This is a genomic window from Microbaculum mangrovi, from assembly GCF_051390635.1.
Taxonomy (GTDB): domain Bacteria; phylum Pseudomonadota; class Alphaproteobacteria; order Rhizobiales; family Tepidamorphaceae; genus Microbaculum.
Genome location: NZ_JBPODT010000001.1, coordinates 384,834 through 406,818 on the forward strand (window position 1 = coordinate 384,834; position 21,985 = coordinate 406,818).

Annotated in this window: 20 protein-coding genes and 1 other RNA gene; 7 read left to right on the forward strand and 14 right to left on the reverse strand. The window is 66.9% G+C overall.

The window, feature by feature from the left end:
- Nucleotides 1-59: 59 nt before the first annotated feature.
- Nucleotides 60-1,838, reverse strand: coding sequence for an acetolactate synthase 3 large subunit (locus tag ACSF9G_RS01855; RefSeq protein WP_436637688.1), 1,779 nt, complete (start codon nucleotides 1,836-1,838; stop codon nucleotides 60-62).
- 427 nt (nucleotides 1,839-2,265) lie between these two features.
- Here ACSF9G_RS01855 and ACSF9G_RS01860 point away from each other — a divergent pair, with 427 nt between their 5' ends.
- On the forward strand, nucleotides 2,266-4,065 hold the full coding sequence (locus tag ACSF9G_RS01860) for an RCC1 domain-containing protein (protein ID WP_436637690.1): 1,800 nt from the start codon (nucleotides 2,266-2,268) through the stop codon (nucleotides 4,063-4,065).
- A 202-nt stretch (nucleotides 4,066-4,267) separates the two neighbouring features.
- Entirely contained in the window at nucleotides 4,268-6,082 is a 1,815-nt protein-coding gene (locus ACSF9G_RS01865; RefSeq protein WP_436637692.1) for an RCC1 domain-containing protein, read from the forward strand.
- Here the strand turns inward: ACSF9G_RS01865 and miaA are convergent.
- Nucleotides 6,079-7,056 (reverse strand): tRNA (adenosine(37)-N6)-dimethylallyltransferase MiaA, encoded by a 978-nt coding sequence (gene miaA / locus ACSF9G_RS01870; protein WP_436637694.1) that lies wholly within the window; start codon nucleotides 7,054-7,056, stop codon nucleotides 6,079-6,081. The two genes, ACSF9G_RS01865 and miaA, sit on opposite strands and share 4 nt — an antisense overlap.
- On the opposite strand from miaA, the gene serB reads away from it, so the two are divergent.
- Nucleotides 7,055-7,945, forward strand: coding sequence for a phosphoserine phosphatase SerB (serB, locus tag ACSF9G_RS01875; protein WP_436637696.1), 891 nt, complete (start codon nucleotides 7,055-7,057; stop codon nucleotides 7,943-7,945). The two genes, miaA and serB, sit on opposite strands and share 2 nt — an antisense overlap.
- A 99-nt stretch (nucleotides 7,946-8,044) precedes the next feature.
- Here the strand turns inward: serB and ACSF9G_RS01880 are convergent, their stop codons facing one another.
- The 10 genes from ACSF9G_RS01880 to ACSF9G_RS01925 form a co-directional block, all read right to left on the reverse strand.
- Nucleotides 8,045-9,571, reverse strand: a complete 1,527-nt coding sequence (locus ACSF9G_RS01880; RefSeq protein ID WP_436637698.1) for a DegQ family serine endoprotease — start codon at nucleotides 9,569-9,571, stop codon at nucleotides 8,045-8,047.
- Between the two features lie 140 nt (nucleotides 9,572-9,711).
- Nucleotides 9,712-9,897: a DUF2065 domain-containing protein gene (locus ACSF9G_RS01885; protein ID WP_261616234.1), complete on the reverse strand. Its 186-nt coding sequence runs from the start codon at nucleotides 9,895-9,897 to the stop codon at nucleotides 9,712-9,714.
- Complete coding sequence (hflC, locus tag ACSF9G_RS01890; RefSeq protein WP_436637700.1) at nucleotides 9,894-10,826, reverse strand: protease modulator HflC; 933 nt, start codon at nucleotides 10,824-10,826, stop codon at nucleotides 9,894-9,896. The genes ACSF9G_RS01885 and hflC overlap by 4 nt, the downstream gene beginning before the upstream one ends.
- Nucleotides 10,823-11,953: an FtsH protease activity modulator HflK gene (gene hflK, locus ACSF9G_RS01895; protein WP_436637702.1), complete on the reverse strand. Its 1,131-nt coding sequence runs from the start codon at nucleotides 11,951-11,953 to the stop codon at nucleotides 10,823-10,825. The genes hflC and hflK overlap by 4 nt, the downstream gene beginning before the upstream one ends.
- 147 nt (nucleotides 11,954-12,100) lie before the next feature.
- Nucleotides 12,101-13,228, reverse strand: coding sequence for an S-(hydroxymethyl)glutathione dehydrogenase/class III alcohol dehydrogenase (locus ACSF9G_RS01900; RefSeq protein ID WP_436637704.1), 1,128 nt, complete (start codon nucleotides 13,226-13,228; stop codon nucleotides 12,101-12,103).
- Nucleotides 13,229-13,305: 77 nt separating this feature from the next.
- A complete protein-coding gene (locus tag ACSF9G_RS01905; RefSeq protein WP_436637706.1) occupies nucleotides 13,306-14,301 on the reverse strand; it encodes a serine hydrolase in 996 nt (331 codons plus the stop codon).
- A 162-nt stretch (nucleotides 14,302-14,463) separates the two neighbouring features.
- Nucleotides 14,464-14,976, reverse strand: a complete 513-nt coding sequence (locus ACSF9G_RS01910; RefSeq protein WP_436637708.1) for a dihydrofolate reductase — start codon at nucleotides 14,974-14,976, stop codon at nucleotides 14,464-14,466.
- Nucleotides 14,973-15,488, reverse strand: a complete 516-nt coding sequence (locus ACSF9G_RS01915; protein WP_436637710.1) for a GNAT family N-acetyltransferase — start codon at nucleotides 15,486-15,488, stop codon at nucleotides 14,973-14,975. Before ACSF9G_RS01915 ends, ACSF9G_RS01910 begins: the two co-directional genes overlap by 4 nt.
- 18 nt (nucleotides 15,489-15,506) lie before the next feature.
- The gene (locus ACSF9G_RS01920) at nucleotides 15,507-15,842 is read right to left on the reverse strand and encodes a DMT family transporter (RefSeq protein ID WP_436637712.1); all 336 of its coding nucleotides are present in this window, start codon (nucleotides 15,840-15,842) and stop codon (nucleotides 15,507-15,509) included.
- Between the two features lie 30 nt (nucleotides 15,843-15,872).
- Nucleotides 15,873-16,667 carry a thymidylate synthase gene (locus ACSF9G_RS01925; RefSeq protein ID WP_436637714.1) on the reverse strand — a complete coding sequence of 265 codons (795 nt, stop codon included), beginning with the start codon at nucleotides 16,665-16,667 and terminating at the stop codon, nucleotides 15,873-15,875.
- A 195-nt stretch (nucleotides 16,668-16,862) separates the two neighbouring features.
- Here ACSF9G_RS01925 and ACSF9G_RS01930 point away from each other — a divergent pair, with 195 nt between their 5' ends.
- Nucleotides 16,863-18,635, forward strand: coding sequence for an adenylate/guanylate cyclase domain-containing protein (locus ACSF9G_RS01930; protein WP_436637716.1), 1,773 nt, complete (start codon nucleotides 16,863-16,865; stop codon nucleotides 18,633-18,635).
- Between the two features lie 68 nt (nucleotides 18,636-18,703).
- On the forward strand, nucleotides 18,704-19,603 hold the full coding sequence (locus tag ACSF9G_RS01935) for a potassium channel family protein (protein WP_436637718.1): 900 nt from the start codon (nucleotides 18,704-18,706) through the stop codon (nucleotides 19,601-19,603).
- Here ACSF9G_RS01935 and ACSF9G_RS01940 read toward each other — a convergent pair.
- Entirely contained in the window at nucleotides 19,501-19,941 is a 441-nt protein-coding gene (locus ACSF9G_RS01940; protein ID WP_436637720.1) for a hypothetical protein, read from the reverse strand. The two genes, ACSF9G_RS01935 and ACSF9G_RS01940, sit on opposite strands and share 103 nt — an antisense overlap.
- Nucleotides 19,942-20,015: 74 nt before the next feature.
- A complete protein-coding gene (locus ACSF9G_RS01945; RefSeq protein ID WP_436637722.1) occupies nucleotides 20,016-20,831 on the reverse strand; it encodes a crotonase/enoyl-CoA hydratase family protein in 816 nt (271 codons plus the stop codon).
- Nucleotides 20,832-20,892: 61 nt separating this feature from the next.
- Between ACSF9G_RS01945 and ssrA the strand changes: the two genes are divergently transcribed.
- Both ssrA and ACSF9G_RS01955 read left to right on the forward strand, forming a co-directional pair.
- Nucleotides 20,893-21,254: a transfer-messenger RNA gene (gene ssrA, locus ACSF9G_RS01950) on the forward strand.
- A 73-nt stretch (nucleotides 21,255-21,327) separates the two neighbouring features.
- On the forward strand, nucleotides 21,328-21,909 hold the full coding sequence (locus ACSF9G_RS01955) for an SspB family protein (protein WP_436637725.1): 582 nt from the start codon (nucleotides 21,328-21,330) through the stop codon (nucleotides 21,907-21,909).
- The last annotated feature ends 76 nt before the right edge of the window (nucleotides 21,910-21,985 follow it).

Here is a 21,985-nt window from a genome sequence, read left to right on the forward strand (position 1 = left end):
CCGGCCGGCGCGAAGGCGGCGGTCCGGGATGCCGGCGCACGGGCGCGTGCCAGCCCGCCTCACACGAGCATCGCGCCTTCCTTGTCGATCGCCTTGGCCACCGCCTCGTCGTCGACCTCGGCACCGAGCAACATCTCGTTGTGCGCCTTGCCCGAGGGGATCATCGGGAAGCAGTTGGCGAGCGCGGCGACGCGACAGTCGAAGATGACCGGCCGCTTCACCTTGATCATCTCCTCGATCGCCCCGTCGAGATCGGCCGGCTTGTCGACCCGCAGGCCGACGGCGCCATAGGCTTCGGCGAGCCGCACGAAGTCCGGCAGGGACTCGTTGTAGGAATGCGAGATGCGGTTGCCGTGCAGCAGCTGCTGCCACTGGCGCACCATGCCCATGTACTGGTTGTTGAGGATGAAGATCTTCACCGGAAGCTCGTACTGAACCGCCGTCGATATCTCCTGCATGGTCATTAGCACCGAGGCATCGCCGGCGATGTCGATGACCAGCGAATCCGGATGGGCGATCTGCACGCCCAGCGTCGCCGGCAGGCCGTAGCCCATGGTGCCGAGGCCACCCGACGTCATCCAGCGGTTCGGCTCGTCGAACCTGTAGAACTGCGCCGCCCACATCTGGTGCTGGCCGACTTCGGTGGTGATATAGGTGTCCCGGTCCTTGGTCAGCTCGTAGAGCCGCTGGATCGCGTATTGCGGCATGATGACGTCTTCGTTCGGCGTGTAGCGCAGGCTGTCCCGCGCCCGCCAGGCGTCGATCTGCTTCCACCACTCGGCCATCGCGGCCTTGTCGGGCTGGGCGGAATTGGCCCGCCAGATCCGGATCATGTCCTCGAGCACATAGCCGACGTCGCCGACGATCGGCACGTCCGCCCTGACGTTCTTGTTGATCGACGAGGGATCGATGTCGATGTGGATCTTCGTGGCATTCGGCGCGAACGCGTCGAGACGGCCGGTGATGCGGTCGTCGAAGCGCGCGCCGACGCAGACCATGACGTCGCAGCCGTGCATCGTCATGTTGGCCTCGTAGGTGCCATGCATGCCCAGCATGCCCAGCCACTGCTGGTCGGAGGCCGGATAGGCGCCGAGCCCCATCAGCGTCGAGGTGATCGGGAAACCGGTCATGTGCACCAGTTCGCGCAGGAGCTGGCTCGCCTCGGGACCGGAATTGATGACGCCACCGCCGGTATAGAAGATCGGCTTCTTGGCGTTCGCCATCAGGTCGACGGCCGTGCGGATCGCGTCCAGGTCTCCCTTCAGCCGCGGCTTGTAGGTGCGGTGCTCGATGTTCTTCGGCCCGACATACTCGCCAAGCGACAGCTGCACGTCCTTCGGGATATCGACCACGACCGGGCCGGGACGGCCGCTCTTGGCGATATAGAAGGCCTCGTGGATGACGCGGGCCAGATCGTTGACGTCCTTCACCAGCCAGTTGTGCTTGGTGCACGGCCGGGTGATGCCGACGGTGTCGCATTCCTGGAAGGCGTCGTTGCCGATCAGGTGCGTCGCCACCTGGCCCGAGATGCAGACCATCGGGATCGAGTCCATCAGCGCGTCGGTCAGCCCGGTGACGGCATTGGTCGCGCCGGGGCCGGAGGTGACGAGGACCACGCCGACCTTGCCGGTCGAGCGGGCATAGCCTTCCGCCGCATGCGTCGCGCCCTGCTCGTGGCGCACGAGTACGTGCTGGAGGTCATCCTGCTGGAAGATCGCGTCGTAGATCGGAAGGACCGCCCCGCCGGGATAGCCGAAGATGAATTCGACACCCTGATCCTTCAGGGCCTTCAGGACGATCTCTGCGCCGTTCAATGGCTCATTCCGGGGTTCGCTCATGGCGAAATTCCTCTTCCTCGCACGCTCGCGCCCGGGCTTTCTCCCTAAAAGCGCGCATTCAGGCAATAAAAAAGGCCCTCGAGGGGCCTGGGGTGCGCACCGGCGTTCGCGACGGTTATCGGGCCGTCACGTCCGTGGTGCGCTGTCTTACGATAAGGATGTTGCCGGTCACACCGGGTCTCCATCACCAAAGTTGCGCGCGCAAGGTAGTCGCGGTGCCGCACTGCGTCAAGCGGGTTGGCGGCAATCGGGGCTGTTTACGCGCCGGGACGCTGCCTCGCCCGCCCCCTCAATTTAGTTGACTTGTTATCCAACCACCGTTGTTATGCCGCCTAATTCCGAGATCGGACCGCGCATCGAATAGAAGCACGGAACCGATAGCAACTTGCGCGGAAGTCCTTCCGCGTTCCAGGGAAGGAGTTTCGCTATGCCGTTTGCCGCCGTTTCCCGGGTGCTCCGCACGGTCCTTGCTCATGCCGCCCTTGTTCCTGCCGGGGTCGCCCTGGCGATCGCCGGGCCTGCATTGGCCGGCCCGATGTCGATCAGCGTCGAGAGCTCGCTCAATCCCTCGACCTACGGTCAGAAGGTCACCTTCACGGCTCGGCTCGACGGCGGCGGCCCCACCGGCTCGGTGACGTTCAAGGACGGGGCGAAAACGCTCGGCACCGGCACGCTCAGCCTGCTCGACGCCACCACATCGCTCGGAATAATGGCAAACCACACCTGCGCGTTGACCGCCGCGGGCGGAGTCGAATGCTGGGGCGTCAATACCTACGGCCAGCTCGGCAACGGCAATCTGGGTGTCCACGCCGCCACGCCCGTCCCGGTCGTCGGCCTTGAAAGCGGCGTCGTCGCCGTTTCCGTGGGCTTTTACAATTCCTGCGCCCTGACCGGGACCGGCACCGTCAAATGCTGGGGCAGGAACGAGTCCGGTCAGCTCGCCGACGGCACGACGAACGACAGCGACGAACCCGTCGATATCCCCGGTCTTCCCGACGATATCACGGCCGTCAGCGTCGGCGGCTCCCATATCTGCGCGCTGACCGATGGGGGCGCCGCCTGGTGCTGGGGCCGCAACGACGGCGGCCAAGTCGGCAACGACACCGTGGTCGACGTCCCGGTCCCGGTCACGGTTCAAGGGCTGTCCAGCGGCGTCGCCACCATCGCGGCCGGGTTCGGACATACCTGCGCCATTACCGAGACGGGCACCGCCAAGTGCTGGGGCGCCAATGGGAACGGTAAGCTCGGCGACGGCACCACTACGCCCCGCCAGACCCCTGTCGATGTCGACGGGCTGCCGGGTCCGGTCTCCGTCATCAGCCTGCAGCAGAACCACACCTGCGCCGTGACGCAGTCCGGCGCCGCCTGGTGCTGGGGCTACGGCAACGAGGGCGAGCTCGGCAACGGCGCCAACGGCAACAGCGCATCCCCGGTCCCCGTCAGCGGACTGGGCGCCGGTGTCGCCACGATCGAGGTCGGTTGGGCCCACACCTGCGCCGCGACCGAAGCCGGAGCGACCTTCTGCTGGGGCTACAACAATGCCGGCCAGCTCGGCGACGGCAATGCGCCCGCCCAGGCCAACACGCCGCAGGCCGTTTCCGGTCTGTCGAACGTCGTGACCCTCGCGGCGGGCCAGTACCACACCTGCGCCGTGACCGCGGACGGCGCTGTCAGGTGCTGGGGCGACAACGCCAACGGAAAGCTCGGCGACGGCAACAATCCGACCGACAGCGAAACGCCGGTCCAGGTCGCCGGCTTCGGCGCCGGTGCCGCGTTGGTTCCGGCCCGGGCCGAGCTCAAGACCCGCGACGTGCGCGGCGGCAAGCGCCCCATCACGGTTCACTACGGCGGCGACAGCGGGAACGACGCCTCGGTCTCCTCCGCCCTCACGCAGGTCGTGCGGAAGGGAAAGTCGAAGACGAAGGCCGCGGTCCTGCCGCGCGAGCCGGATACCGAGACCCAGATCCGCCTGAGGGTTCGCGTGAAGGCGGTGTCGCCGGCCAGGGGCCGCCCCGCCGGCAAGCTGACCGTGCGCGACGGCAGCCGCAAGATCGGCACCTTCAAGGTCCGCCGCGGCCGGGCGAATGTCCGGCTGGGCACCCTGGATCAGGGCAGGCACGCCCTGAAGATGCTCTTCCGCGGCAATCGCGACTGGAAGCGCAGCCGGGTGAAGAAGACCGTGACCGTGACCGCGCGTGGATCGGATACCACATCGCCGTGGTTCTAGGCGCCGCGCAAGCGGCCAGTTGGGGCGGCCGGCCGGAGAGGCCGGCCCCAGCGATCGCCGGAGCGATCGCCTCACGCTCTGGTTGACAATCTTCCCTTACGTCGCTTTATGCTGGTGGCATTCGCCGGTACCACATACGGATTCGGCGGATGATCGGAATGCGGGGGAAATGCCTTCCGCGGGTTCAGGAAGGAGTTCCCCGATGCGGTTTGCCGCCGTTGCCGGTTTCGTTCGTGCGTCTTTCCCCCTCTCCAGGATCGCCCTCGCGATTGCAGCCCTCGCGGGGCTGTCCATCGGCCCCGTGCTTGCCGCCCCTGCGCTTGCGGGATCCTCGCCGACCGCGCTGACCAGCACGCCCAATCCCTCGACCGTTGGCCAGACGGTGACCTTCAGCGCCCGGGTCAATGGCGGCGCGCCGACCGGGACGGTGACGCTCAAGGATGGATCGAAGGTGCTGGGCAGCGGCACCCTGCGCTTTCGGTCTGATCCACGCACCATCAGCACGGGCAGCACCTTTACATGCGCGCTGACCGTTGCCGGCGGCGTCAGATGCTGGGGCGACAACAGCAGCGGCCAGATCGGCGACGGCAACGCACCGAACAACGCCCACGTACCCATGGCGGTCGTCGGCCTCGCCAGCGGTGTCACCGCCATCGACGCGGGCTTCCACAGCGCCTGCGCCGTCACCGCCGCCGGCACCGTCAAATGCTGGGGCGACAACAGCAGCGGCCAGCTCGGCGACGGCAACGCGCCGAACGACAGCGACGAACCCGTCGACGTTCTCGGCCTTCCCGCCGGGATCGTCGCGGTCGCGGTGAGCTTCCAACATGCGTGCGCGCTGACCGATGGTGGCGCCGTCTGGTGCTGGGGCGGGAACATGTTCGGTCAGCTCGGCGACGGCAACATGGGGGTCGACAGCGCGAGCCCCGTGCCCGTTCAGGGGCTGTCCAGCGGTGTCGTCGCCATCGCCACCGGGCCACAATCCACCTGCGCCATCACCGAGACAGGCGCCGCCAGGTGCTGGGGCAGCAATGTTCACGGCAAGCTCGGCGACGGCACGCAGACGAACCGCGACACGCCGGTCGATGTCATAGGACTGCCGGGCCCCGTCGCGGCCATCAAGCCGGCCAATAATCATACCTGTGCTGTCACCAAGGCAGGCGCCGCCTGGTGCTGGGGTGACGGCACGAGCGGCGAACTCGGTAATGGCGACAACGCCAACAGCAACGCGCCGGTGGCGGTCATCGGGCTCGGCAGCGGCGTCGCCGCGATCGATACCGCCTGGGGCTACAGCTGCGCCGCGACGGACGCCGGCACCGCATTCTGCTGGGGCAATAACACCTACGGGCAGCTCGGCAATGGCGGTGCTCCGATCGCCACCAACACACCGGTGCCGGTCATTGGCTTTGCCGGCAGCACCGCCGCCCTTGCCGGCGGCAGCTTTCACAGCTGCGCGCTGACCAGGAGCAGCGCGGTGAAGTGCTGGGGCAACGACAATTGGGGACAACTCGGCGACGGCAACGCGCCGACCGACAGCGACATCCCGGTCGACGTTGTCGGCTTCGGCCACGGCACGGCCCTCGTCCGGGCCGAGGCGACGATCTCGACCACGAAACTGAGGGGCGGCAAACGCCGCATCACCGCCCAGTACGGCAGCGACGGCGTCTACGATGCCACCGCCTTTCCGCCCCTGACGCAGGTCGTGCGGAAGGGCAAGACCGCGACGAAGATCGCGGTCAGGCCAGGCAAGCCGAACGCAAGGAGCCTCGTCCGCCTGAAGGTCCGGGTTAAGGCACTGTCGCCGGCCAGGGGCCACCCCGCCGGCAGGCTGATCGTGCGCGACGGCCGCCACAAGGTCGGCACGTTCAAGGTGCGCCGCGGCCGGGCGAACGTGCGTCTGGGCGCCCTGGAGCCGGGCAGGCACGCCCTGAAGACGATCTTCCGTGGCAACGGCAACTGGAAGCCGAGCCGCGCGAAGACGTCCGTCACGATCCCGAAGCCGCAGCTGGGCCGTTAGGCGCGCGTGAACGGTTCCCGCCGGTTGGCGACCAGGACGTCGGCGAGCCCCTCCCCCGGCGCCAGCCGCTCCCAGTCCGCCATCTGGTGACGGAACCAGGTGAACTGCCGCTTGGCATATTGCCGGGTCTCGGCCCTGGTCCGCTCGGCGGCCTCCTCGAGCGCGATCTCGCCGCGAAGATGGCCGATCAGCGGACGCAGGCCATGGGCGCGGTAGCCGGGCAGATCCGGTTCTAGGTCCATGTCCATGACGGCGCGCACCTCGTCCAGCACGCCGGCCGCCAGCATGGCCCCGAAACGGGCGTCGATCCGGGCGCGCAGCCAGTCCCGGTCCGGCCACAGCACCAGCCGCCGCGCCGACCGCGGATCGAGCAGCGGCGCCGCGGCCGGCTCCTTCTGCCAGTCCGACAGCGGCCGTCCGGTCGCCGCCAGCACCTCCAGCGCGCGCACGATGCGCTGCGGATCGCGCGGCGAAATGCGGCTGGCGGTCTCCCGGTCGCGCACGGCGAGCTCGGCATGCAGCGCCTCGGCGCCCTCCGCATCGAGCCGGCCGCGGACGAACGCCCGCACCGCTTCGGGGATGTCCGGGATCGGCGACAGCCCTTCGGTCAGCGCCTTGAAGTAAAGGCCGGTGCCGCCGACGACGATCGGTATGCCGCCCCCGGCCCATGTCTCGCGTAGCGCGGCCGCGACGTCCTGGAGCCAGCGGCCGACCGAATAGGGCGTCTGGATCGGGACGTGCCCATACAGGCGGTGCGGCACGCGGCTCTCCTCCTCCCGGCTCGGCCGGGCGGTGAGGATGCGCAGCTCCCCGTAGACCTGCATCGAGTCGGCGTTTATGACGGTAGCCGCGCGGTGTCCGGCGAGGCGCTCGGCGATCTCGAGCGCCAGCGCCGACTTGCCGCTGGCCGTCGGCCCGGCGATCAGCACCGCGCCGGTTTCCCGCTCAACAACAGGTTTTTCGCGACCGTTCATGTCCCACGTCGTCGTTCTGATCTCCGATCCCGCCACCCCCGCCGTGACGCCCGAGCTGGCGGACACCGTCCGCGCCAGCGTCGACGGCGCCGCGCCGCGGTGGCTGATGCAGGCGGTTGCCTGCGACATAGCATTGCCGCAGGCGGTTGCCGAACCGAAATCGCTGGAGGCCCGCCTGCGCGACGGCCTGGGCGGCGCGCCCGTCGACGTCGCCGTGCTGCCGGCGGACGGCCGGCGCAAGAAACTGCTCATCGCCGACATGGACTCCACCATCATCGGCCAGGAATGCATCGACGAGCTGGCCGACCTGGTCGGCCTCAAGCAGCATGTCGCCGCGATCACCGAGCGGGCCATGCGCGGCGAGATCGCGTTCGAGCCGGCGCTGCGCGAGCGCGTCGCGCTGTTGAAGGGCATCGAGATCGCCACCCTCGACCGCCTGATCGCGGAACGCATCACCGTCAATCCCGGCGCCGCGGCGCTGGTTGCCACCATGCGCGCCAACGGCGCCTATGCCGCGCTGGTCTCCGGCGGATTCACCTTCTTCACCGAGCAGATCGCCGCCCGCGTCGGCTTCGACGAGACCCGTGCCAACGAGCTCATGGTCGACGGCGACCGGCTGATCGGTGTGGTGCGCGAGCCGATCCTCGGCCGCGACGCCAAGCGCCAGGCGCTCGAAGAGCTCACCGAGCGGCTCGGCATCGCCGGCGACGCGTCGCTGGCCGTCGGCGACGGCGCCAACGACCTCGCCATGCTGGATGCTGCCGGTCTCGGCGTCGCCTACCGGGCCAAGCCCGCCGTCGCCGAAATCGCCGACGTGCGCATCGACCACGGCGACCTCACCGCGCTTCTGTTCCTGCAGGGTTACCGGGCCAGCGAATTCCGCGCCTGAAACGGAACGCCTGACGCAAAGCGCCTTAGTCGACCTGCCTGAATCGAAAACGGCGGGCCGTTTCCGACCCGCCGTCCGCATTCTTCCGATGAAGCCCGGTCAGTCCTCGAAGGGCACGACCACGAAGCGCAGCTCGCCGGCCGGATTGGCAACCAGCAGCAGCGCCGACTTGCGGCCCTTGTCCTTCAGCTTGCCGAGCTCGTCCTGGACCTGTTCGGCCGAGGCGATCTTCTCCTGCGCCACCTCGACGATCACGTCGCCGGCGCGGATCTGCCGCTCGGCGGCGGGGCCCGAGGGATCGACCTCGGTGACGACGGCGCCGGCGATCGACACGTCGACCTGATAGCGCTCGCGCAGTTCGTCGTTGAGGTCCGACAGGTCGAGCCCGAGGGCGCTCACGGTGGTGCTCTTCGGCCCGTCCGGCTCCGCCTCGTCCTGCGCGTCCTCGAGCGCGGCGAGCTTCTCGCCCTCCTCGAGACGGCCGACGGTGACCTTTAGGATCTGCTCCTCGCCCTTGCGCAACACCTTGACGTCGACTTCCTTGCCGATCTCCGTGTCGGCGACCACGCGCGGCAGTTCGCGCATCTCGTCGATGGGCTTGCCGTCGAACTCCAGGATGACGTCGCCGGTCTCGAGTCCGCCGTCCTCGGCCGGTCCGTCCTCGCTGACGCCGGCGACGAGCGCGCCCATCGCCGCGTCCATGCCGAGGCTCTCGGCGATGTCGTCGGTCACCGTCTGGATACGCACGCCCAGCCAGCCGCGCCGGGTCTCGCCATACTCGATGAGCTGGCCGATGACGTTCTTGGCCAAATTGGCGGGGACGGCGAAACCGATTCCGATCGAGCCGCCCGACGGCGAGATGATCGCCGTGTTGATGCCGACGACCTTGCCGTCCATGTCGAACAGCGGCCCGCCGGAATTGCCCCGGTTGATCGACGCGTCCGTCTGGATGAAGGAGTCGTAGGGCCCCGCGTTGATGTCGCGGTTGCGCGCCGAGACGATGCCGGCCGTCACCGTTCCGCCGAGGCCGAACGGATTGCCGATCGCCAGCACCCAGTCGCCGACCCGCAGCGATTCGGAATCACCGAAGGTCACCGCCTTCAGCGGCTCCGGCGGCTGGACCCGCAGGACGGCCACATCGGTCTTCTCGTCGAAGCCGATCAGTTCGGCGGGAAGCTTGGAGCCGTCGTTGAAATTGACGACGATCTCGTCGGCCTTGGCGATCACGTGATTGTTGGTGACGATGATGCCGTCCTCTGAGATGACGAAGCCCGAGCCGAGGGAATTCACCCGCCGCGGCCGGTCTTCCTCCTCGTTGTCGCCCTTGCGGTCGAAGAACTCGTCGAAGAACTCCTCGAAGGGCGAGCCTTCCGGCACGTTCGGCATCGGCAGGCCGCGCGATCCCGACACGCGTTGCGTCGTCGAGATGTTCACGACCGCGTCGATCAGCGAGTCCGACAGATCGGCGAACGAATCCGGCGCGCCTTTCGCACGGGCGTCGCCAATGCCGCCAATCGCGGCGGTGCCAATCAGGGTCGCCGCCAACGCGACGGCCCCCAGACGCCCGATCCCGCGCCCGATCCGGCGCCCCAACTTACGGGGAAACGACCGTTGCTCAACCGCCATGTGTAAGCCTCCGATTACCTGCAAGGGGCAACGCCGATGCGCTCTGGCACCGGCGCCGGCCGTTGTTTGGAACAGACTATACTACCGGCAGGCGACCCGGCCGGTAGTCACGCATTCGTGTGCGCCCGGCCCGTAGGCGGTCAGCCCCGGACCAGCCAGACCAGCAACAGGCCGAAGACCGCGGCTGCAAGACCGCCGGCGCGGAGCGTCGAATCGGGCGTGGCGAGCGCACTCGCCAGCATCCGCTTCAAGCCGGACGGAAATGCGGCGTAGATCACGCCTTCTATTACCAGCACCAGCCCGAGCGCGACGACCAGATCGCTCATTGAGCGGGCGTGCTCGTCGCGGCCCCCCCGTCAGGCGCCCGCGTTCCATCGCCCGGATCTGCCGAGCCCTGCGCGGACCCGAAGTACCGGAAGAACTCCGAATCCGGCGACAGCACGAAGCGGGTGTCCTGCTTGGTCAACGCCTCGTCGTAGGCGAGCATCGACCGGTAGAAGGCGAAGAAGTCCCGGTCCTTGCCGTAGGCATCCGCGAAGATCGCACTGCGTTCCGCGTCGCCGTCGCCTCGAACCTGCTCGGATTCGCGGTTCGCCTCGGCGACGATGACCGTGGCGTCGCGATCGGCGCGCGAGCGAACCCGGCGGGCTTCCTCCTCGCCTTCGGCCCGGATCTGCGCGGCTTCCTGCTGACGCTCGGTCTGCATGCGCCGGAAGATCGCCTCGGAGTTGGCCTGGGGCAGATCGGCGCGGCGGATACGCACGTCGATGACGGTGATCCCCAGGCTCTGTGCCTGGCGGTTGGTCTGGTCGGTAATCTGGTTCATCAGTTGCTGCCGCTGATCGCGCACAACCGCGACGAAACTGGCATCGCCGAGCACGCGCCGGACGGCGGAGTTGAGGAACGAGGCCAACCGCGAGTCCGCCACCTCGATCGATCCGGCCGCCTGGAAGAATTTCAGGGCGTCGGTGATCCGGTAGCGCGCGAAGGCATCGACCACGAGACGCTTCTGGTCCGATGCGATGACCTCCTGGGCCGGCGAGTCGAGCGCCAGGATGCGCTTGTCGATGAGCACCACACGGTCGGCGAGCGGCACCTTCCAGTGCAACCCGGGCTCGGTGATGATCCGCTGCGGCTCGCCGAAGCGCAGGATCAACGCCTGCTGCGTCTGGTACACGGTGAACGCCGACGCATAGAGTGTGGCCAGACCGATGGCGATCAGGACGAGAAATCCGATGAGGAACGAGCGTCTCATTGTGCGGCTCCCGAACTGCTGTTCACTCTGGGCGTAGATCGGTTCAACTGATCGAGAGGCAGGTACGGGACGACCCCGCTGCCGGCGTCGCCATCGATGATGACCTTGTCCGTCTGGCCAAGCACCCGCTCCATCGTCTCCAGGAACATGCGCTGGCGCGTCACGTAGGGCGCCTTGCGGTATTCCTCGTAGACCTTGCTGAAGCGATCGGCCTGACCGCGCGCCTCGTTGATGGTGCGCTGGCGATAGGCTTCCGCCGCCTGGGTGATCTGGGCGGCCTGACCGCGCGCCTCCGGCACGATCCGGTTGGCGTAGGCCTGGGCCTCGTTGCGCAACCGCTCCTGGTCGGCGCGGGCGGCCTGCACGTCGCGGAACGCGTCGATGACCTGCGCCGGCGGGTCGACCTTCTGCAGCTGGACCTGGGTGATCAGAATGCCGGCCTTGTAGGAATCGAGCGTCTGCTGGATCAGCTCCAGAACGTCCTGCTCGGTGATGGCTCGCGCCTGGGTCAGAACCGGCTGCAGCTGGCTGCGACCGATGACCTCGCGCATGGCGCTTTCGGCCACCGCTTTCACGGTCGACTCCGGATTCTCGATGTTGAACAGGTAATCGGAGGCGTTGTTGATGAGCCAGAACACCGACACGTCGACGTCGATGATGTTCTCGTCGCCGGTCAGGATCAGGCTTTCCTCCGGTACGTCACGCGTCGTCGTGGAGCGTCCGTCCTCGAGCAGGCGCATGCCGATGTCGATGCGGTTGACCTTCGTCACCTTCGGCGTCAGCACGGTCTCGATCGGATAGGGAAGATGGTAGTGCAGGCCCGGCTCGGTCTGCGCGACGAACTTGCCGAAGCGCAGCACCACGCCCTGCTCGTCGGTCTCCACGACGTAGACGCCGCTGAAGCCCCATAGCGCGACCAGCACCAGCAGGATCAGGGCAAGCCCCTTGCCGCCCAAGGAACCGCCAGGCATGACCGATTTCAACCGGTCCTGGCTGCGTCGGAGGATTTCCTCGAGATCCGGTGGCTGTCCGCCTGTTCCACCGCCGCTCGGCGGGCTGCCCCAGGGGCCCCCGCTTCCTCCGCGCCAGCCACCGCCGCTGCCGCCGCCTTGATTACTCCAGGGCATGAATGCTCCTTGTCGGAATTGTGCCGGTCTCCGGCGTTTCGTTCGTTGCCGGGGTTATATGTCAGGGTTCCCGGCCTTTCAACGAAAGTCGGATTTCCGGCAGACGTGGGTTCCGCCGGCAAAAAAGTCAACGGTCGGACGGCTTTCTCAGAAAATCACCACCGAACGGATCGATTCACCCGCGTGCATCAGGTCGAAACCCTTGTTTATGTCCTGAAGCGGCATGGTGTGGGTGATCATCGGATCGATCTCGATCTTACCGTCCATGTACCACTCGACGATCTTCGGCACATCGGTGCGGCCGCGTGCCCCGCCGAAGGCCGTGCCCTTCCACACCCGCCCGGTGACGAGCTGGAACGGACGGGTGGCGATCTCCGCCCCCGCCGGCGCCACGCCGATGACGATCGACTGGCCCCAGCCGCGATGGGCGCATTCGAGCGCCTGGCGCATCACCGTCACGTTGCCGGTGCAGTCGAACGTGTAGTCGGCGCCGCCGATCTGGTCGGCGCCGCGCTTGGTCAGGTCGACCAGATACGGCACCAGGTCGCCGCCGATCTCGCTCGGGTTGACGAAATGGGTCATGCCGAATCGCTCGCCCCATTCCTTCTTGGAATTGTTGAGGTCGACGCCGATGATCATGTCGGCGCCGGCGAGCCTGAGGCCCTGGATGACGTTGAGGCCGATGCCGCCGAGGCCGAACACGACGGCGGTGGCGCCTTCCTCGACCTTGGCCGTGTTGATCACCGCGCCGATGCCGGTGGTGACGCCGCAGCCGATGTAGCAGACCTTGTCGAACGGCGCGTCCTCGCGGATCTTCGCCAGCGCGATCTCCGGCAGCACCGTGAAGTTCGAGAACGTCGACGTGCCCATGTAGTGGAACAGCGGCTTGCCATCGAGCGCGAACCGCGACGAGCCGTCGGGCATCAGGCCCTGGCCCTGGGTGGCGCGGATGGCCGTGCACAGATTGGTCTTCTGCGACAGGCAGGACGGGCACTCGCGGCATTCCGGCGTATAGAGCGGGATGACGTGGTCGCCCGTCTTGAGGCTCTTCACGCCCGCCCCCACGTCGACGACGACGCCCGCGCCCTCGTGGCCGAGGATCGCCGGGAACAGGCCCTCCGGATCGGCGCCCGAAAGCGTGAACTCGTCGGTGTGGCAGATGCCGGTCGCCTTGATCTCGACCAGGACCTCGCCCTCCCTCGGGCCCTCTAGGTCCACTTCGGCGATTTCGAGCGGCTTACCGGCCTCGAAGGCCACAGCGGCGCGAGATTTCATACCTGTGATCTCCTTTTCAAAACAAACAGCGGCACCTGTAGTCCGCAGCGTGAATACCCGACAAAGGGGCCGAATGCCTAGCTGTACTGCCCGGGCGCCAGCGTCTTGGCGATTTCCAGCAAGATTTCGGACATCGCCTCCACCAACTGCCCCGAGACTACGGGGATCGTATCAGGAGGACCATCCCAGTTCACGGTGACGCAGAACGTGACCGGGGTTCCGCAGACGATCATCTGGCCGGGCAGACATAGAGCATTGAATTCCAGCCACTCGATGCTGCCGCCCTTGGCGTAGGCCGCCGTATCGGCGGGAACGACGCGCGAGATGGCATCCGCCGTGGCCTGGATTCTCTTGAACTCCGTCAGCGTCGCCGGGCTTTTGAAGAATTCGCCGGAAAGAGCCCGCGTATAGTACTCGACGAAGTCATCTGCCGACCCCTTCATCGTCTCGCGGCCGTTGTCCGGGGACCGGGGAAAGCCGAACAGCTTGTCCTGCATGATCGCCTTCATGCCCCGCCATCCCTTGTCGACGCCGTAGGGCGCTCCGGCGAGATAGGAGAACAAGAGCCGGGTGGATCCCGGAAACCTGATGGATTTCAGACCCATGCGCCTGATCAGCCTGCGAACCCGATTCGGGCCGACGCTCTTCAGGATGGCATCGGTTGCCGTATTGTCGCTGTGCGTGATCATCGCCTCGAGCAGCGAGCGGGCCGTCGCCTCTCCCCTCAAATTCAGAAAAACCGGGCTGCTGAGGGAACGGATTTTATTGTTGACCGGCAGCAAGTCCGATTCCGACTTCTTGCCGCGCTCCACGTCCTGGAGGAACTTCAGAAGGAAGAATGTCTTGACCGCGCTGCCGACGAACATCGGAACATCCGAGCGGTATGCAGCATTGAAAATGGTGCCGTTCGTTCCGACCTCGAATTTGTAGCTCGACGTGCCGGGCAGTTGGGCGATCTTTTGCAACGGCTCGTCGATATTGAACCTCAGACGTCGCTCCGCCGCCGCTGGCAGGGTCATAACCCCAAGAGCCGCCGGGACTGACAAACCAAGTACGCCGCGTCGATCCATCATTTTTATTTTCCTGTCATAATTGTTCTCGTCGCTATCCGGATCGATTAGCCCCCCCGGACAGGCCACCGAATTTGGCCGTTTAGGCCTAACCTAGTGTGAACAAGCCATCCGGCCGTCGCGCATTGTCCGGACCCGGTTCCGGCAGCCCACAAAAAGTGCCTTTCAAATGACCCGCTCGTAGACCACGAAGGTCATCGGCGCGGAATCCTTTTCGCCCCGCACCGGCCCCTCGCGGGAAACCTCGTGCCAGAGCCTCGGATCGATGACCGGGAAATAGGCGTCGCCGTCGGGCGTCCCGGCGACCTCGGTGACATAAAGTCGCTCCGCCCGGCCGATCGCCTCCTCGTAGATCTGCGCGCCGCCGATGATGAAGATCTCGTCGAGCCCGCGGTCGCGGGCGAAATCCCCGGCCAGGCCCACCGCCTCGCCCAGCGAATAGGCGACGTGGATCTGATCGGAGGCGATCTCGGTGCCGCGCGTGACCACGATGTTGTCGCGTCCCGGCAGCGGCCGGCCGATCGAGTCGAAGGTCTTGCGGCCCATGACGACCGGCTTGCCTATCGTCAACGCCTTGAAGTGCCGCAGGTCCGTCGGCAGCCGCCACGGCAGCCCGTTGTCGCGCCCGATGACGCGGTTCTCGGCCATGGCGACGATAATCGAAAGTCGAATGGTCATTCCACTTGCCCCGCCAGCCGGTCCAGCGCCTCGCCGCTGAGCCGGAAGACCGTCCACTCGTCCATCGCCTCGGCGCCGAGCGAGCGGTAGACGTCGATCGCCGCCTCGTTCCAGTCGAGCACCCACCATTCGAGCCGGCCCAGCCCCTCCTCGACGCAGCGCCGGGCGAGGCGGGCGAGCAGCGCCTTGCCTATCCCCTTGCCCCGGAACCCGGGCTTCACGAACAGGTCTTCCAGGTAGATGCCGTGCTGCCCGCGGAAGGTCGAGAAATTGTAGAACCACAGCGCGAAGCCGGCCGGCTCGCCCTCCCACTCGGCGATGTCGCAGAAGGCGCGCGGCATCGGCCCGAACAGCGCCCGGTCGATGCGCTGCTCGCTCGCGGTCACCTCGTCTCCGAGCTTCTCGAACTCGGCGAGTTCCCGGATGAAGGACAGCACCAGCCCCGCCTCGCCGGGCCAGGCGGGACGGATGGCGATACGGCCGTCGCGTCCGGGCTTATCGGTTTTTGGCATGGTCCCCCGCGACCGTCTTCAATGCGTCACCGTCTTGGACATGAGGTTGATGACGATGACCCCCGCCATGATCAGGGCGATCCCCAGCATCGCCCAGAAATCCGGGACCTGCCGGTACAGGACCGCCCCGACAATGGCGACGAGCACCACGCCGAGGCCGGACCAGATCGCATAGGTCACGCCCACCGGCATGACCTTGAGCGTCAGGGCTAGGAAATAGAACGCGATCGCATAGCCGACGATGACGACGATCGACGGCACAAGCACCGTGAAGCCGTTCGAGGCCTTGAGCGCCGACGTCGCGATGACTTCCGCGATGATGGCGACAATCAGATGCACCAGATGGATCGGCATGCGTGCTCCGGAAAAATGCCGTGGGGCGGCCTAGACGGCCACCTCGGCCTTGATGTGCGGGTGCGGGTCGTAGCCTTCCAGCGCGAAATCCTCGTAGACGAAGCCGAAGATGTCGGTGACGGCCGGATTGATGTGCATCGTCGGCAGGCGGCGCGGCGCGCGCGAAAGCTGCAGCCGGGCCTGCTCGATATGGTTCGAATACAGATGCGCGTCGCCGAGCGTGTGCACGAAGTCGCCGGGCTTCAGACCTGTTACCTGCGCCACCATCATGGTGAGCAGCGCATAGGAGGCGATGTTGAACGGCACGCCGAGGAACACGTCGGCGGAACGCTGATAGAGCTGGCACGACAGTTTGCCGTCGCCCACCCAGAACTGGAACAGGCAGTGGCACGGCGGCAGCGCCATCTTCTCCACGTCGGCCGGGTTCCAGGCGGTGACGATCAGGCGGCGCGAATCCGGATTGGAGCGGATCTGCGCGACCACCTGCGAAATCTGGTCGATCGTCCCTCCGTCCTGCGTCGGCCACGAGCGCCACTGGTGGCCGTAGACCGGACCGAGATCGCCGTTCTCGTCGGCCCATTCGTCCCAGATCCTGACGCCGTGCGCCTTCAGATAGGCGATGTTGGTATCACCCTTCAGGAACCAGAGCAGTTCGTGGACGATCGACTTCAGATGCAGCTTCTTGGTCGTCACCATGGGGAAGCCCTCGGCGAGATCGTAGCGCATCTGATGGCCGAACACGCTGAGCGTGCCCGTGCCGGTGCGGTCGTCCTTTCTCAGGCCATCATCCAGGATGCGGCGCAGCAGGTCTTGGTATTGGCGCATGGCGGTTTCCAGTCTCGGCGCTCCAGTCTACGCGATTCCGCCGCCGCGTTCAGCGGTGGCCGCCCCCGAACGGGCACGGGACCGGATTCTCCGGAAGAATCGCGGGAACCCGGCGTATTCTCTTGCGCATGTGTCCCGTGTCGCGGCGCTATTGCCGGACTATCGGCTCCGGCGATTATCCGCTACGAATGGGACATGCCCGAAATACGCACAAATCGGCGGCTCGCGGCCATTCTGGTAGCCGACGTCGTCGGCTATTCCCGCATGATGGGGGTCGACGAGGCCGGCACGCTCGAAGCGCTCAAGCGCCATCGCGAGACCCTGTTCGATCCGACGGTCGCGGAGAACAACGGGCGGGTGGTCAAGCTCGTTGGCGACGGCACCCTGGTCGAGTTCGCCAGCGCGCTCGACGCGGTGCGGTGCGCGCTGGCCATCCAGCGCGCGGTCAAGGCGGCGGCCGGGTCCAACGGCGACGGCATCGTCCTGCGGATTGGCGTCAATCTGGGCGATGTCATCATCGAGGGCGACGACATCTACGGCGACGGCGTCAATATCGCCGCGCGCCTGGAATCCCTGGCGGAGCCCGGCGGCGTGTGCATCTCCTCGATCGTCAACGAAAGCGTCCAGGGCAGGATCGACGTCACCTTCAGCGACTGCGGCGAGGTGAGCGCCAAGAACATCGACCGCCCCATCCGCACATGGAAATGGCATCCCGACGGCGACGGGGCGGCCGCCCAGCCGGATCGGCAGACGCCCGAACCGGCGCAAAAGTCCAATGGCCGGGCCTCGATCGCGGTGCTGCCGTTCGACAACATGTCCGGCGATCCCGAGCAGGAGTATTTTTCCGACGGCATCTCCGAGGACATCATCACCGACCTGTCGAAGGTCGCCGGCCTGATCGTGATCGCGCGGAACTCGAGCTTCGCCTACAAGGGCCGGAGCATCGACATCCGCACGGTCGCCCGCGAACTCGGCGTGAAGTCGGTGCTGGAAGGCTCGATCCGCCGGGCCGGCAACCGGGTGCGCATTAACGCCCAGCTCATCGACGCGGCCAACGGCGCGCACCTGTGGGCGGAGCGCTACGACCGCGACCTGATCGACATCTTCGAGCTTCAGGACGAGGTGACGCGGATGATCGTCGACGCGCTGAAGGTGAAGCTGAGCGCATCCGAATCCGCCCGCCTGTCCGGCGAAGCGACGACGAGCGTGGAGGCGCATGATCTGGTCCTGCGCGCCCGCGCCCTTCTGCACGGCGCGGCCAAGGACGCCGCGATCTTCCGCCGCGCCGTCGCCATGCTCGAGGGCGCCATCGCGCTCGATCCCGACTACGGCGAATCCTACGGCGGGATGGCGATGGCCTATCTCTACGACTTCCAGAACCGCTGGAGCGACGAACCCGATCGATCGCTGGAGACCGCGATGCGCTATGCCGACCAGGCGGTCGAAAAGGCGCCGAACGATCCCTACTGCCACTACGTGGCCTCGGTCGCCGCCGGGTTCTCGAAGGACTACGACCGGTCCGAAGTCGAGGTCGAGAAGGCGCTCGCGCTAAGCCCCAACTTCGCGCCGGCCATCAACTCCAAGGGCGTCCGCCACATCTTCGGCGGGCAACCGGACGCGGCCGTCCCGGAGATCGAGCGCGCCCTGCGCCTGGATCCGGCGAACGGCCACAGCTACCTGCATTTCCTGGGCCTCGCCCACCTGTTGTCCGGCAAGTACGAAACCGCCGCCGCCGAACTGCGCGCCCGCATTCTGCAGGTTCCCGAAACCGACATGTCGCGCGCCTATCTGGCCGCCACGCTCGGCCACCTCGGCGAGATCGACGAGGCGCGGCGGGTCTGGGGCGAGTTGAAGGCGATCAACCCGGGCTATTCGTTCGACGCCCATGTCGGCCGGCTGCCGTTCCAGCGGCCCGAATATACCCAGCCGATCCGCGAGGGCCTGGCGAAGGCGGGCCTTCTCGGCTGATCGGCGCCGGATAGCCTGCGGCCGCGGGCATCTGGACCTCGGCAGCGGGATCGGGTCTGCTGTCGTTCATGGCAAGGGCGGCAAAGAAGCAAGGCGCCAAGACCGCCGGGGGAACCGCCGCGAAGGCGGCGCGGAAACCCGCGACGGACAAGACTGCGCGCGCGACGGGGAAGACCGAATCCCCCCGCGCCGCCCGGTGGCGCAAGCGCAAGGCGCAGCTCATCCGCCTCTACGAGGGAACCGACAAGCGGGCGAGCCGGTTCCGCTATGGTCTTCTGGTCTTCGATCTGGCGCTGATCGCGTTCTTCATCCTGACGACGCCGCTGCACAATCCGCCGTGGATCATCGTGCTCGACATCATCATCGTGATCCCGATCACGCTCGACTTCGTGGCGCGCCTCTGGATCTCCCGGAGCAAGTCGGCCTACCTGCTCCAGATCACGTCGATCGCCGACGTGCTGATCATCGTTTCGCTGCTATTGCCGCTGTTCTTCGAGAACCTGGCCTTCCTGCGGGTGCTGCGCTCGCTGCGGCTGCTGCGTTCCCATCACGTCATGCGGGATTTGCGGCGCGACGTGCCGTTCGTGCGGCGCAACGAGGAGGTGCTGCACAGCCTGATCAATCTCGCCGTCTTCGTGTTCACGATCACCGCGCTGGTCTACGTCCTGGAGGACGAGATCAATCCGCAGATCAGCAATTATCTGGACGCGCTCTATTTCACGGTGACGACGCTGACGACGACGGGGTTCGGCGACATCACCCTTCAGGACCGCAACGGCCGCCTGCTGTCGATCGTCATCATGGTGGTCGGCGTGGCCCTGTTTTTGCGCCTGGTGCAGACGGTCTTCCGGCCCAACAAGGTCCGCTACACCTGCCCCGACTGCGGCCTGACGCTGCACGATCCCGACGCGATCCACTGCAAGCATTGCGGCCGGCTGATCAACATCGAGACCGAAGGGATGACATGAAGCCGGCTGACCGTGTCGCAGCGCTGCCAGACCTCGGGATCGGCGGCCTGTTCGCCGACTTTCAGGTGAATGATGTCCTCGCTCGCCAGCACCATCCGCACGGTCGTGCCGGCGGCCGTCTCGCCGTCGGGAACCTCGTAGGAAAAGGCGTGGCGGCTGTAGTCGCCGATCGCCTCCGTGCCGCCCGGCGTGGTGATGGCGGGACCGTGGATTTCCATGATCCGGCCGTCGGCGGCGCACCAGGTCCCGTCGATCGCGTCCGCCCGCGCCGGACCGGCAAAAAACACCGCCAGCGCGGCCGCGCCCAACACGGTACCAAGGAAGGCGGATCGATCCATCGTTCTCTCCCCGGTGACAGGCCCCGGTCGCAAGACCAGTCGGCAGCATCCACCACCGCGACCGCGCGGCCAACTCAAATCGCGTTGAAGTCGCCGCCGCGTCCCTTGCCCCCGGCAAACCGCGCCGCGCCGCCGATGCCCTCGGCCTTCAGGGCCGGCAGCCCGCCCTCGAACTCCCGGCGCAGCGCCGCCCGCATGTCCATGTCCCACTGGGCATAGGCCGACGCCCGGTCGGCCCGCAGGCACATCTGGGGAAATCGCGCGATCTCGTGGGCCAGGTCCTCCGCCGCCGCGCGCGCCTGTCCGGGCGGCACCACCCGGTCGCACAGGCCGATGCGCAGCGCCTCGTCGGCCGCCACCTTTCGCCCGGTCAGGATCAGGTCCATGGCCCGGCCCATGCCGACGAGGCGCGGCAGGCGTATCGTGCCGCCATCGATCAGCGGCACCCCCCAGCGGCGGCAGTAGACGCCGAAATAGGCATCCTCCTCCATCACCCGCATGTCGCACCACAGCGCCAGCTCCATGCCACCTGCGACCGCCGGGCCGGAAACCGCGGCGATCACCGGCTTGGACAGCTGCATGCGCGTCGGTCCCATCGGCCCGCGCGGATCGCCCGTCGGATCGCCCACGCGATCATCTGACGGTGTTTCGGAGAACGAAAGCTCGCCGATCTCGGCGGCCCCGCCGGCGGCGTGCTTCAGGTCGAAACCGGCGCAGAACGTGCCGCCCGCGCCCCAGAACACCGCGACGGAGGCCGTTTCATCCGCCTCGAAGGCGCCGAAGGCCGCGGCCAGCGCCTCCGCCGTATCGGGATCGACGGCGTTGCGCGCCTGCGGCCGGGTCAGGACGACGGTCCAGACCCCGCCGTCGCGCTCGATCGTCACGCTCATGGCTCAATTCCCCCGTTTTTGGCGATCCGATTATCCCGTTTCGCTTTTCCGGTCGGGCGTGCGCCTTTTCACGGCCCGATTCCGTCCCTATATTGGGTTCGTCGGCGCAAGCCGACTATGGCGATAAACCGCCGTCGGAATAAACCCATCGGACCCGGGGGCAGTACCCGGCGCCTCCACCAGAACCGATCGAACCGGATGTCGGTCGGCTGTGGCGGGGGCGAAACAGGATCGACGAGGGCGTAAAGGGCGGACTTTCGCTCGGCATGGTACCACCGTATCGGGCCATCTTTATAGTTGCCAACGACAACTATGCTCCGGTTGCTCAGGCCGCGTAAGGCGGTTTGAAACACCGATCCAAGCCCTGACGGGTTAGCTCCGTCAGGCGGGGTTCGGAGGCACCTGGCAACAGAAGCCTCCACTTAATTTCACGGCCGCGCTGACGGCCGTATTCGTTGTAAAGCGGGATTTCGACGGGGGGCTACCAGGGCAGGCAATGGCGCAGGATCTCATTCGCTACGATCTGCTGACCCAGGACGCGCTTCGCGGCGTCGTGCGCACCGTGCTCGCCGACGTCGCCAAGAACGGCCTTCCCGGCGACCATCACTTCTTCATCGGCTTCTCGACCACCGCGCCGGGCGTGCGCGTCTCCAACCGGCTGCGCGAAAGCTATCCGGAAGAGATGACCGTCGTGCTGCAGCACCAGTTCTGGGACCTCGAGGTCACCGACTCCGGCTTTTCCGTGAGCCTGTCCTTCAACGGCATCCCCGAGCGCCTGGTGGTGCCCTACTCCGCCATCAAGGGCTTCCTCGATCCAAGCGTCCAGTTCGGCCTGCAGTTCGAAACCAGCCTGCCGGAGGAAGCCAACGACGCCGGCGAGGCGATAGAGGCGACCGAGACCACGGCTCCGGCGGCGACCGAGCCCGCGCCGTCCCCCGCCAAGCCGGCCAGGCGGAAGAAAGACAAGGCCGCGCCTGCCGCGGAAGCGGCTGAGGACACCCCCGATACCGGGACCGAGCCGGAGGAAACCCAGGGTGCCGAGGTCGTCAGCCTCGACACGTTCCGCAAGAAGAACTGACGGCTCCGTCAAGCCGCATCGCCCCAGCCGCATCGCCCCAGCCGCATAGCCGTGCCGGGCTTACGCCCTAAAATCC